Genomic DNA, 11,704 nt, shown 5'->3' on the forward strand with positions numbered 1-11,704 from the left:
GTGGATCATCCCGGCCGCGCAACGGGCGCCACCCCAGGCGGAAATCTCGTGACTCGGGGAGGGCCGCGTCGCGGTTCGGTGTCGGGTCGCCCAGCCGAAGAGACCGCGCCCGGACCCGGCGGCGCCCGGCATTCCGGTCCGCTCGCCCCGCGCTTTCGACGAAGCAATGGGGCCGCGGCCCTGCGGGACGCCTCTCCCGTCGGGGATCGTCCGCTTCGCCGTCCCGTCCCTCGCCTGCCTGAGGCAGGTGCGGGCCGCGGGGGACGGCGCGACCATCCGGGTCGGCATGCAGGACCCGCATCGGGCGAAGGAGGGGCGGGAGCGGCTCGGGTCCGGGGCCTGCTGCCAGTTGCCTCGGACAGGCACTTCGCGTAGGGTCCGGGCGCCCTGAAGACGATCTCCTTCCATTGCCGCCAGAGGGCCAGCGGCGGGGCGCCGATTGCCGACATGAGTGACCTTGCACCTGCGCAACTGCCCGGCGCCGCGGACCGGCGGGCCGCGCTGGCCGGATACGGGATCCTGGACACGCCGCCCGAGGCGGAATTCGACGATATCGTCCAGCTCGCCGGCGAGATCTGCGGGACCGAGATCGCGCTCATCACGCTGCTGGACGGCCGCCGCCAGTGGTTCAAGGCGCAGGTCGGGGCCGACAGGTCGGAGACCCCGATCGAGCAGGCGCTCTGCGTCCATACGCTCAACGAGGGCGCGACGCTCGTCATCCCGGATCTGACCGCGGACCCGCGGACGCGCGGCAATCCGCTCGTCACCGGCGCGCCGTTCCTGCGCTTCTACGCGGGCGCCCCGCTTCGGACCCCCGGCGGCACGATCCTCGGCACGCTCTGCGTGATGGATCGCGCGGCGCGCCGGGAGGGGCTGGATCCGCGGCGGAGGACGAGCCTCGAAAGGCTCGCCCGGCTGGTGATGGGACAGCTGGAACTCCGGCGGGCCGTCTCGGACAGCCGCGCGATCACGCTGCAGAGCCGCGACGCCGAGACGCGGCACCGCCAGATCCTCGACAGCGCGATCGATTACGGGATCATCACCCTCGACCTGCGAGGGAACATCACGAGCTGGAACACCGGCGCGGAGCGGATCCTCGGCTGGTGCGCGGCGGAGATCGTCGGCCGCCCGGCCGACGTCTTCTTCACCCCCGAGGACGTGACGGCCGGGATTCCCGAGGCCGAGATGCGCAGCGCGCGCGATCATGGCCGGGCCAGGGACGAGCGCTGGCACATCCGCAAGGGCGGGGAACGGTTCTACGCGCTGGGCGAGATGATGCAGCTCACCTCGGCGGAGGGCGCGCAGGTGGGCTATCTCAAGATCCTGCGGGACCGCACCCGCCAGCGCGAGATCGACCGGCAGCTGCGGGAAGCGGCCGAGCGCCTCGAGATCGCGCTCGACGCCTCGGGCGTCGTCGGGCTCTGGGACTGGATGGTGGATACCGACCTGCTGCACGGCGATGCCAATTTCGCGCGCCTCTACGGGCTCGATCCGGACCGGACGGCGCAGGGCCTGACCATGGAGCAGTATCAGCACTTCGTCGTGCCCGCCGACCTGCCGGACCTGCGCTGGCGCATCCGGGCGACCTTCGAGACCGGTTGCCCGTTCGAGGTGGAATACCGGCTGGCCCTTCCGGGCAGGGACCTGCGATGGATCGAGTGCAAGGGCCGGATGGTCCACGACGCGGAGGGCCGGGCGGAGCGGTTCTCCGGCTCTGCCGTCGACGTCACGGACCGGAAGGAGGCGGAGGCCGAGACGCGCCGCCTCGCCGCCATCGTCGAGCAATCGGGCGATTTCATCGGCGTCGCCGGGCTGGACGGCCGCGTGTCCTGGCTGAACGAGGCGGGACGGGCCCTGGTCGGGCTTCCGGACGAGGCGGCGGCGCGGGCGACGACGATCCGGGACTATTTCGACCCCGCCGACTGGGATGCGATCGCGGCCACCGCTTTCCCCGCCATGGAGGCGTCCGGCCAATGGCGCGGCGAGGTCAACTTCCGGCACTTCGGGACGGGCGAGCCGATCCCGGTGATGTGGGACGTGATCGCGCTGCGCGACGACCGCGGCGCGGCGACGGCCTATGCGACCGTCACCCGCGACATCCGCGTCCGGAGGCGGGCGGAGGCGCAGCAGCAGGTGCTGAACGAGGAACTCTCGCACCGGATGAAGAACACGCTGGCGATGGTGCAGGCGATCGCGTCCCAGACCCTCCGCAGCACGACGGATCCCTCGGCCCTCACCGCGTTCCGCCAGCGGCTGCAGGCGATCTCGTCGGCGCACGACGTCCTGCTGAAACGGCAATGGACGGCCGCCGAGATGGAGGAGGTAGTGCGATCCGTCCTGGGCAATTTCGGCATGGACGAGAGGTTCGACATCTCCGGCCCCTCGGTGCCGCTGGGATCGCGCGCGACCCTGTCGCTGTCGCTGCTGCTGCACGAACTGGCGACCAACGCGCTCAAGCATGGCGCGCTGGCCTCCGAGATGGGCCGCGTCGCCGTCGACTGGCGGCTGGAGGACACCGGCACGGCCGCCGAACTGCGCCTGTCCTGGACCGAGACCGGGGGCCCACCGCCCCGCCTTCCGGACGAGCGGCGCCAGGGCTTCGGATCCCGGCTGATCGGCATGGGACTGGTAGGAACGGGGGGCAGCGACCTTCGCTACCGGGACGACGGTCTGCGGGCGGAATTCACGGCGCCTCTCGAGCAGATGCAGCTTTCCTGACGGCCAGGACGGCGCGAAGATCGTCCCGCGACATCGGGGGTCCGAAATGGAACCCCTGCAGCCTGTCGCATCCCAGCTCGCGCATCAGGTCCGCCTGTTCCCGGGTCTCCACCCCCTCCGCGGTCATGGCGATGCCCAGTCTGCGGCACATGTCCCCGATGGCGAGCACCATCGCGCGGGCGCCCGTGCTTTCGCTGACGGCGGCGCGCGTGATCTCGCCGTCGAGCTTGACCCGTTCGGGCCGGAACCTCAGGAGCGAGGTGAGCGATGCCCGCCCGCTTCCGAAATCGTCGATCACGATCGCGATTCCCTTCTTGCGGACATGGGCCATGAGGCCCTCGATGCCGTCGAAATCCCCGTCGACGTCGAGCGTTTCGAGGATCTCGAGATTCATCCGGAACGGCAGGGCGGACGCGTTCTCGAACCAGGGAAGGTCGCCGGCCTCGGCGAGCCTCTTGAGGCTGAAGTTGATCGAGATCCCGGGGAGCGGCGTTCCGCCCTGGCTGAAGGCCCGCCCGGTCTCGATCGCGTGCAGGTAGACCGTCCGGTCGATCCTGCCGGTCTGGCCCAGATCGTCCGCCAGGGCGAGGAAATCCCGGGGGCCGAGCAGACCCCTCGTCGGATGCTCCCACCGGGCCAGCGCCTCGGCCCCGACGATGTCCCCCGTGCGCGCGCAGACCTGCGGCTGGTAATGGGCGATGATCTCGCCCCGTTCGAGCCCCTCGAGCAGGTCGTCGGACAGCGTCTTGCGCGCCTCGATCCGCTCGCGCAGGGGTTCGCCGAAGACGTGGGACCGGTTTCGCCCGGAGCGCTTGGCCTCGTAGAGGGCGATGTCCGCGTCCTCCTGCAGGCGCGCCAGCTCCGCCGCGGGCCCGACGGCGATCCCCGCGCTCACGCCGTAATGCAGAATCCGGTCCTGCCAGAGGACGGCATCCTGGCACCGGGCGATGATGCGCGAGGCGATCCGCCGGGCCAGGGTCTCGGTGCAGGGCCCCCTCAGCACGACGACGAACTCGTCGCCCCCGACCCGGGCGACGCCATCCCCCCCGCGCACGCTCGAGCGCAGGATGTCGGCCACATGCCGTAGCAGATGGTCGCCGGCGGCGTGCCCGAAGACGTCGTTGATCGGCTTGAAGCGATCGAGGTCGAGATGGATGACGCCGAAGCTCTCGTCCGGGACGGACGCGAAGCCCTGCCGGTAGGATTCGAGGCCGCGGCGGTTCAGCAGGCCCGTGAGAGGATCGGTCAGGGCGGCCGCCTCCAGCGCCTCGGCCCGGACCTTCAGCTCGCGTTCCTGCCTCCGGAGTTCCGTGACGTCGACCCTGAAGCCGACCGTGTCCCCGTTCGGCAGGCGCGCCTCGTGGACCATGACGTGGCGGTCGCCGGGCAGCTCCTGCGCGACGGGCCCGGACGGGTTGCGGTGCCGCTCGAGCCGCTCCTCGAGCCAGGCCTGCTCCCGGCCGATCGCTTCGGGATACTGCCCGTGGCGCAACCCTTCCCGCAGGATGGCCTCGAAAGTCTGCCCGACCGCGACCACGTCGCCGGAGGCCGCGTAGAGGTCGCGATACTTCTGGTTGAACATGACGGCCCGATCTTCGGAATCGAAGAGGGCGAAGGCATCCGGCACCGCCTCGACGGCGGCCCAGAGGCGCTGCTCCGCCTGCTGGGCGGTCTCGCGGGCCCGGCGGAGCTCCTCGTGCTCCCGGCGGCGATCGGTGATGTCCTGGAATGCCCCGAACAGGCTGCGGGCCCGGCCGTCGCGAAGCTCGACTTCGCCGATGGCCCGGACCCAGATCCGCTCGCCAGTCGCGCGAACGAAGGGGAGCTCCAGATCCCAGGGGGTGCCGTGGGACAGCGCCCGGTCGACGGCCTGGCCCACCTGCTCCCGCGCTTCGGGGGCGTAGAAGTCGAGGGCCTTCGCGACATCGGGCCGATACGCCCTGTCCACACCGTGGATGCGCCGGGTCTCGTCGGTCCACAGCAGCTCGTTCGTCTCGAGATCCAGCTCCCACCCCCCGATCCCCGCCGCGAGACCGGTGCGGTTGAGCAGCCGCTCCATCCGCTCGGCATTGCGTGCCCGCTGCCGCTGCTCGTCGAGCGAGAAATGGGTCCCGAACATCCATTCCGGCTCGCCGTCCGGGGTCCGCGTGAAGACGCGGCCGCGGTCATGCACCCAGACCCAGTGTCCGTCTCGGTGCCGCATCCGCGCCTCGACATCGTAGGACTCCGTCTCGCCGTCCCAATGCCGCTGCAGCGCGTCCATCGATCGCTGCAGATCGTCGGGATGGGCAAAGGCCCTCCACGTCTCGGCCGAGATCGGCTGGAGATCCTCCAGCCGGTAGCCCAGCATCGCCGCCCACCGTTCGTTGACGCTGGATTCGCCCGTCTGGACGTTCCATTCCCAGATCCCCGCCTCGGTGGCCTCAAGGCAGGATTGGAGGCGATAGGACTTGCGGCCGAGCTCCTCGACCACGTCGCTTCCCACCTCGACGGGCGTCAGGACCGCGACCACCCCGAGCGGCTGGCCGCCCTCCTCCGCCACCGGCTCCACCGACAGGCGGAAGGGGACGACCTTTCCGGCCTTGCTGACGAACTCGCAGACGAGGTCGTCCTTCCGTCCCTCTCGCAGGATGTCGGACATGCGCGCCTGCGCGCTCGCCGCGCAATCCTCGGCGAGAAAGGCGGCGTTCCGGCTGCCGACGACCTCCTCCCGGTCGTAGCCGAGCGTGGCGAGCCACTGGTCGCTGACCTGGACGATCCGCCCGCTCGTGTCGGTGACATGGAACATGCAGGGAAAGCTATCCGGCATCCCGAGGGCCCTCGCCGCGGAGCGGTCGGGCGGAGAAATCCTGTCGAGCCTGGTCACTGTCGGTCCTCCCTGAGCGTGCCCCCGCGCGGAGGGCCGGCCCGACCGCCGGGGCCGGAGATCGTCCGTTAACCTTTTAGGCGAATCCGGTCCATATTAAGGTGAGGACGTGCATCTGCCGGTCGACCGGCGGCGGCCTCTTCCCCGCCCATGACCTCGCGTCCCCGGCCGTGACGGACGACCGGATCACGGCCCGGACCCGGGCGTGCCGCCCGGTCGGAACAGGCGCCCTCGCCCTCCGGATCGGCTTCCATCGGACCGGACCGGTGACGGGCTCCCGGCCCGGGGCGCCCGTTGAACGGGGTCCCGGCCGCCCCCTCCCGCGCACCGGGCGGCCGGCGGCCCTCTCTTCATCCGACCAAGGTCCGTTGCCGGGGCGGCGGGCGCCGTGCCAGATGCCGCGATGGACGTCCGGCCTGCCGAAACCACAAGTAGCGAGGGACCGTGGCACCGCCTGTCGCTGGCGTCGCGCTATGCCGTCGCGTCCGGCCTCGTCCTGGGGCTCGCCGCGCTCGCCGTGGGCTGGGTGGTCGTGCGGGTGATCGAGGACGGGGTGGTGCGCAACAGCGCCAACGCGACCGCGCTCTACATGGAGAGCTTCGTCTCTCCCATCGGCGACCAGCTCGCGGCGGACGGCGCGCTGTCGGCCGGCGCGCTGCGGGCCCTGGACGAGCTCTTCGAGAACACGCCGCTCGGTCAGCGGGTCGTCTCGTTCAAGCTCTGGGCCCCGGACGGCACGATCCTGTCCGCCCGCGACCCCGCCCTCGCGGGACAGGGATTCGCGCTGACCGACGGACTGCTCCGGGCCTTCGACGGGGCCATCGTGGCGGAGTTCGACGAGCTCGGCGATGCCGAGAGCGCGGGAGAGGCGGCGCTCGGCCTGCCGCTGCTCGAGATCTATTCGCCGGTGCGCGGGACATGGAGCGGCGAGGTCGTCGCGGTGGCGGAATTCTACGAGATCGGGACCGAGCTGGCCGGCGATCTCGCCCGCGCGCGGGGGCGGGCCTGGGCGGCGGTCGCGGGCACGCTCGGGGCGCTGGGGCTGCTGCTGTGGGGGATCGTCCGGGGCGGCAGCCGCACGATCGAGGCGCAGCGCGCGCGGCTCGACGCGCAGGTGGCCGAACTGGCCGCGCTGTCGGCGCGCAACCGCGACCTGCGCCTGCGCGTGCAGGCCGCCGCCAGCCGCGCCACGACCGAGAGCGACCGGCAGCTGCGGCGGCTGGGCGCCGACCTGCATGACGGGCCGGCGCAGAACCTCGCCTTCGCCGCGCTCCGTCTCGACGCCGTGCGCGGGGCGCTGGCGGAAGGCGCGCCGCGCCGCGAGGTGGATGCCGTCGCCCTGGCCGTGGGCCGGGCAATGGACGAGGTGCGCGCCCTGTCACGCGGCCTCGCCCTGCCCGACCTCGCCGGGCGCGGTCTGCGCGGCATCGTCGAGAGCGCCATCGCCGCCCACCGCGCGCATCACGGAACCGACGTGTCCCTGGCGGTGGAGGGAGAGCCGCCCGCCGTGCTGTCCGAGGGCGCGCGGCTCTGCGCCTACCGTTTCGTGCAGGAGGGCCTGACCAACGCCGCGCGCCATGCCGGCGGCGCGGGAGTCGATGTCGCCCTGGCGCAGCGCCCGGCGGGCTACGCCCTGGCCGTCCGCGACCGGGGACCGGGCCCTCCCTTCGCCGCTGGGCCGGGCCTCGGGCTGAACGGCCTGCGCGACCGGGTCGAGAGCCTCGGCGGGCGCTTCGCGCTTACCCCCCGGCCGGGCGGCGGCACGGCGCTGGAGATGGAACTGGAGGAAGAGACATGACCCCGATCCGGGTGCTGATCGCGGACGACCATCCGCTCTACCGCGACGGGGTCGCGCGGACCCTGGCCGAGGCCGGGTTCGACATCGCGGGAGAGGCCGCGACCGCGGACGAGGCTGTCGCGATGGCGGCGGCGCTGCGGCCGGACCTCGTCCTCCTCGACATCTCGATGCCGGGTGGCGGCATCGCCGCCGCCGGCCGGATCGCCGCGCTGCCGGACCCGCCGCGGATCGCCATGCTCACCGTGTCCGAGGAAGGCGACGACGTGGTCCGCGCGCTCAAGGGGGGAGCGATCGGCTACGTGCTGAAGGGCGTGGGCGGCGCGGACCTCGCGGCCATCGCGCGGGAACTGGCGGCGGGGCGCACCTATGTCGCCCCGAACGTCGCGGGCGAGGTGCTGCGCGCACTCAGCGCCCCCCGCCCCGCCGCGCGGGCCGAGACCTCTCCGCTCGACGAGCTGACCCGCCGCGAGGAGGACATCCTGAGGCGCGTGGCCAGGGGCCAGTCGAACCGCGAGGTCGCGGCGGCGCTCGGCCTGCAGGAGAAGACGGTGAAGCACTACATGACCGCGATCCTGCAGAAGCTGCAGGTCCGCAACCGCACCGAGGCGGCCCTCTTGGCACGGGACCGCTGGTCCTGAGCCCTCAGCGGATCAGGGCGCTCATCCGGTCGTAATCGCCGCGCGTCGCCGCGCGCTCGTTCACGCGCCGTCCGCGATCGTCGATCAGCTCGTACCGACCGGCCCGGATCCGTTCGACCCAGCCGTCGGGATAGAGCAGCGCGAGATCGGGGATCCCCGCCGGCCCGCCATCGTCGCCGCTGCGCCGGTCGGCGCTTTCGTCATCGCCGGCCCGGCGGTCGTCGTGGCCGGCGCCGTCCTCTCCGCCTCCCGGACCGCTCCGGTCGTCGTCGCGGCCGGGGCCGTCCTCCCTGTCGGATTCGCGCCCGTCCCCGTCTCCCCCCCGTCCGCGTCCGCGGCCCCGCCCGCTGTCGTCCCCGTCGTCATGTCCGCCGTCGTGTCCGTCGTCGTCCTCGCCGTCCCGCGCCAGGGCCCGGACCGGCAGCAGGCCGAGGGCGCCCCCCAACAGCAGCGCGCGGCGGGAAAGCGGGTGAGGCGAGGCGGATGGGGCGGGCATCGGGCAACCGGATCTCGGACGCGGGGGGCAGAGGGGCCGGTCCACACTACCGGGCGGCGCGGTCCGGACCACCGACCAAGGTCCGACGATCCGTCCCGCCCATGGTCCCGCGACCGGAGCGAGATCGCCGGACCCCGGTCGGTGCCGCGGGACGGGGCGGAAGGGCATGGTGCTGTCACGGTCCAGTCAACAAAGGGAGACCCGACATGAAGACCCTTACCACCCTCGCCCTTCTCGCCCTCGGCGCCGCCGCCCCGCTCGCCCCGGCCCACGCCGCCATCCACGGTCCGGCCTTCGCCATCGACGGCCCCGTCGCCGAGTTCGACCGCCGGGGGCGCGGCCGGGGGCGCGACGATACCCACGTGGAGGATCGTCGCCGGGACGACCGCTCGGACGATCGCGGGCGGCGGCGGCCCCGCGTTCCGGGCGGCTCGGGCTGCGACGACGCACGGGACATCCTCGAACATCCCGAATGCCGCGTCTGACACTACCGCGCCCGGTCGGAACTTCGACCGGGCGCATTGCCCTGCAGGTGCGAAACCCGGCGCCCTCCATCGCGCCCTGCCCCGCACCCCGGCGGATCGCCCCGCCCCCCGGCGCCGCCGGTCGGCCGACCCGGGGAGGCAGGTCGGGTTATGCCGGGCGACGCGGAAATTCCTCGTGCCGGCTCGCCTCCTGCACCGGCACGCCTGCCGCACCGGATCCGGCCCCGTCGCCGCGCCCGGCCGGAACCGGGCACCGGGGGAAACCCGGCCACCGGGGAACGCGCGGCTGCGGTTCAGCGCTTCCCGCTCCGCGGGGCGGAGGCCGGGTTGCCCTCCTCGCGCCCCGTCAGGCCGAGCGACTGCATGGCGGAGCGGACCGCCTGTACGAAAGTCTCGAGGCCGGCCCGGTCGGTCGCCAGCCTGCGCCGCAGCGACATCGGAAGTTCCATCTGCACGCCGGCTCCGGATCGGGTCCTGTTGCAGATGTTCGTCTCGTGCAGGCCGGGCAGGCGCGTGCCGGGTTCCGCCGCGAACCCCGCGCGGCGCAGCGCATCGCCGATCGCGTCGCGCAGCTCGGCGGCGCGGCCCCCCAGCCAGACGGTATCGGTCCCGTCATCCTTGCGTCCGTGGATGGCGAGGGCGAAGCGGGACCGCCCGACGAGATCGAGTGCCCGCGGCTCGTCGAAGCGGTGGGACGTGATATGGAAGTCCCCGTGCGCTCCGGGCTCGAGCGCCTCGAAGGCGTAGAAGGAGACGTCGGCGCCGGCCAGGGCCCCGGCGATCCGCGCGGTCCCGGGCTCGATGGTCCCGCCATGCGGCGCGATCACGACGACCGGCGAGCCGCGATCCTCCACCCGGATGCGATAATCGACCCCGCTGCGGGAGGCGGCCTCGAGATCGGCGAAGCGGCCGTAGCGATCCGTCATCGGACACCCCTCCCGATCACGGGTCGAGCCGGCTGACGGTTTTCGAGATGGTGCTCCCCTCGCGGCGAAGAAAGACGATCGTGCCGAACTCGACCCGCATCCAGTCCTCGCCGTTCTCGGTCAGCGGCTCGGAAGCGAGGATGGCCGAGGTGGCCTCCCCTTCCGGGCAGACATCGACGTCGTACGAATCCTCGTAATCCTCGAAGTTCCGGCCCAGCAGGACATACATCGGCTCCAGCAGCATCGAGAGCGGCAGATCGGTCTTCCGCAGCGCTTCCCAGTCGCCCGTCACGTCCGTTTCGCCCGCATGGCCGCAGCCGTAGTTCACGCCGATGATCCGGTCGGACGTCACGAGCGCGATCTTGAGCTTGGTCAGCGCCGCCAGGTCGAGCCTGCGCATCGCCTGCAGGATCAGGGCCAGCATCCGTTCGAACGCCGCCTTCACCTCGGCATCGCTGTTCCCCTCGAGCAGCGACAACAGCAGGACGTAGAGGAATTCCGTGTCGGTCGTGCCGCGCATCTGTTCGAGGTAACGGTCCTCGCAATGCCGGAGGAGTTCCTTCTGGAGACGCCGCCAGTTCGGCAGGGCGCCGTTCTGGGCGATGATCCAGGGCGTGCCGTCGAAGGCGAAGGGATGGCAGTTCTCGTCGGCCTGGACGACGCCCGCATCGTAACCCGATGCCCGGACATGGGCGAGAAGCGTGCTCGCCTGCAGGCTCGGGATGATCCCCCTCACGTTGTCGTCGTAGAAGGCGGCCTTCGGGCGGTGGTAGAGGAGCGGTTCTGCGGGCTTGAGCAGGTGCTCGCTCCAGGCGCCGAAACCCCAGCCGGCGAGCTGGAGGTCCGGATGCAGCTCGGGATCGAGGCTCTGGTTCAGGAGGCTGTTCTCGGGATTCGTCAACAGGTTCTCGAGCGGAAGGTCGGGCCCGATATAGGCGAGGACGCGGCACATGGGATCTCCGATCGCGATGGATCGACGCCCTTCCGGCGCCTGAGGATCCGCGAGAAGAGAGCGCCGTGTTCGGCGGGCAATCTGGCCCTGTCGGACCGCCCGGCAAGTCGGCCGCTTTCGGGCCGGACGGTCGCCGTGCCCGGCGCCTGCCCCCGCCCGGCCGCCACGGGGGGCCCCGCCAGCGGCCCGTCTCGGAGCCTCGCTCCCGGGCCCCGAGAACGACCGCCGGGCCCGTGCGGGAGCGGTCATCTCGCGGTTCCGGCTGTGGCGGCCCTTCGGACCCCCTCGATCCCGGCGATGCGGGCGGCCATCGCGCCGCCCCGGCCGCCGCGAATGCCGTGCGCTCAGGCGGCGTCGTAGCTGGAGAAGATCCCGGTGCTGCCATCCCTGCCGATCAGGTAGACATCGTAGGCCTCGCGCGCGTCCTGAGGCCCCATTCCCGGCGATCCGTAGGGCATGCCGGGCACGGCGAGACCGACGGCATCGGGGCGCTCGGCGAGCAGCCTCCGGATGTCGGCCACCGGCACGTGTCCCTCGATCATGTAGCCCTCGATCTCGCCGGTATGGCAGGAGGTCATGTCCGGGGGGATTCCGTTCTCGAGCTTGTGCCGGATCAGGAGCGTGCCGAAGCTGCGCTCGGTGGTGACGGTGAAGCCCTCCGCCTCGAGGATCCCGATCCAGGCGGTGCAGCACCCGCAATTCGGATCCTTGAGGACATGGATCGAGAGCGGGGCCTGGGCCGGGCCGTCGGTCGGCGCCGTCGCGGCGAAGCTGGCGGCGAAACTCGCGGCGGAGGCCATCATGGCACGTCGGGTGAGGATCATC

General features: G+C 72.2%; 9 protein-coding genes. 4 read left to right on the forward strand and 5 right to left on the reverse strand.

The window, feature by feature from the left end; translation table 11 throughout:
• Positions 1 to 447 precede the first annotated feature (447 nt).
• On the forward strand, positions 448 to 2,718 hold the full coding sequence (locus tag BUE30_RS01840) for a PAS domain S-box protein (protein WP_073326078.1): 2,271 nt from the start codon (positions 448 to 450) through the stop codon (positions 2,716 to 2,718).
• Here the strand turns inward: BUE30_RS01840 and BUE30_RS01845 are convergent.
• Positions 2,684 to 5,527, reverse strand: coding sequence for a sensor domain-containing protein (locus BUE30_RS01845; RefSeq protein WP_083601004.1), 2,844 nt, complete (start codon positions 5,525 to 5,527; stop codon positions 2,684 to 2,686). The genes BUE30_RS01840 and BUE30_RS01845 overlap by 35 nt on opposite strands.
• 460 nt (positions 5,528 to 5,987) lie before the next feature.
• Here BUE30_RS01845 and BUE30_RS01850 point away from each other — a divergent pair, with 460 nt between their 5' ends.
• Both BUE30_RS01850 and BUE30_RS01855 read left to right on the forward strand, forming a co-directional pair.
• The gene (locus BUE30_RS01850; protein ID WP_073326082.1) at positions 5,988 to 7,382 is read left to right on the forward strand and encodes a sensor histidine kinase; all 1,395 of its coding nucleotides are present in this window, start codon (positions 5,988 to 5,990) and stop codon (positions 7,380 to 7,382) included.
• A complete protein-coding gene (locus BUE30_RS01855; RefSeq protein ID WP_073326084.1) occupies positions 7,379 to 8,020 on the forward strand; it encodes a response regulator in 642 nt (213 codons plus the stop codon). The genes BUE30_RS01850 and BUE30_RS01855 overlap by 4 nt, the downstream gene beginning before the upstream one ends.
• Before the next feature lie 4 nt (positions 8,021 to 8,024).
• Here BUE30_RS01855 and BUE30_RS01860 read toward each other — a convergent pair whose 3' ends face one another.
• Positions 8,025 to 8,516 (reverse strand): hypothetical protein, encoded by a 492-nt coding sequence (locus BUE30_RS01860; protein WP_073326086.1) that lies wholly within the window; start codon positions 8,514 to 8,516, stop codon positions 8,025 to 8,027.
• Between the two features lie 206 nt (positions 8,517 to 8,722).
• Here BUE30_RS01860 and BUE30_RS01865 point away from each other — a divergent pair, with 206 nt between their 5' ends.
• Complete coding sequence (locus BUE30_RS01865; protein WP_073326088.1) at positions 8,723 to 9,001, forward strand: hypothetical protein; 279 nt, start codon at positions 8,723 to 8,725, stop codon at positions 8,999 to 9,001.
• Positions 9,002 to 9,294: 293 nt separating this feature from the next.
• Here BUE30_RS01865 and BUE30_RS01870 read toward each other — a convergent pair whose 3' ends face one another.
• The 3 genes from BUE30_RS01870 to BUE30_RS01880 all read right to left on the reverse strand — a co-directional run bounded on the left by BUE30_RS01870 (position 9,295) and on the right by BUE30_RS01880 (position 11,703).
• Complete coding sequence (locus BUE30_RS01870; protein WP_073326089.1) at positions 9,295 to 9,927, reverse strand: poly-gamma-glutamate hydrolase family protein; 633 nt, start codon at positions 9,925 to 9,927, stop codon at positions 9,295 to 9,297.
• Positions 9,928 to 9,943: 16 nt separating this feature from the next.
• Positions 9,944 to 10,879 carry a class II glutamine amidotransferase gene (locus tag BUE30_RS01875; RefSeq protein WP_073326091.1) on the reverse strand — a complete coding sequence of 312 codons (936 nt, stop codon included), beginning with the start codon at positions 10,877 to 10,879 and terminating at the stop codon, positions 9,944 to 9,946.
• 344 nt (positions 10,880 to 11,223) lie between these two features.
• Entirely contained in the window at positions 11,224 to 11,703 is a 480-nt protein-coding gene (locus tag BUE30_RS01880) for a DUF411 domain-containing protein (protein ID WP_073326093.1), read from the reverse strand.
• Position 11,704: the final 1 nt, after the last annotated feature.

Origin of the sequence: Wenxinia saemankumensis (genome assembly GCF_900141735.1) — a bacterium.
GTDB classification, from domain to species: Bacteria; Pseudomonadota; Alphaproteobacteria; order Rhodobacterales; family Rhodobacteraceae; genus Wenxinia; species Wenxinia saemankumensis.

What these genes read in the sequence shown, in the direction of transcription:
- BUE30_RS01845 (WP_083601004.1), bottom strand. Translation starts at nt 5,527, where the DNA reads ATGCCGGATAGCTTTCCCTGCATGTTCCATGTCACCGACACGAGCGGG.
- BUE30_RS01855 (WP_073326084.1), top strand. Translation starts at nt 7,379, where the DNA reads ATGACCCCGATCCGGGTGCTGATCGCGGACGACCATCCGCTCTACCGC.
- BUE30_RS01850 (WP_073326082.1), top strand. Translation starts at nt 5,988, where the DNA reads ATGGACGTCCGGCCTGCCGAAACCACAAGTAGCGAGGGACCGTGGCAC.
- BUE30_RS01870 (WP_073326089.1), bottom strand. Translation starts at nt 9,927, where the DNA reads ATGACGGATCGCTACGGCCGCTTCGCCGATCTCGAGGCCGCCTCCCGC.
- BUE30_RS01880 (WP_073326093.1), bottom strand. Translation starts at nt 11,703, where the DNA reads ATGATCCTCACCCGACGTGCCATGATGGCCTCCGCCGCGAGTTTCGCC.
- BUE30_RS01875 (WP_073326091.1), bottom strand. Translation starts at nt 10,879, where the DNA reads ATGTGCCGCGTCCTCGCCTATATCGGGCCCGACCTTCCGCTCGAGAAC.
- BUE30_RS01840 (WP_073326078.1), top strand. Translation starts at nt 448, where the DNA reads ATGAGTGACCTTGCACCTGCGCAACTGCCCGGCGCCGCGGACCGGCGG.
- BUE30_RS01860 (WP_073326086.1), bottom strand. Translation starts at nt 8,516, where the DNA reads ATGCCCGCCCCATCCGCCTCGCCTCACCCGCTTTCCCGCCGCGCGCTG.
- BUE30_RS01865 (WP_073326088.1), top strand. Translation starts at nt 8,723, where the DNA reads ATGAAGACCCTTACCACCCTCGCCCTTCTCGCCCTCGGCGCCGCCGCC.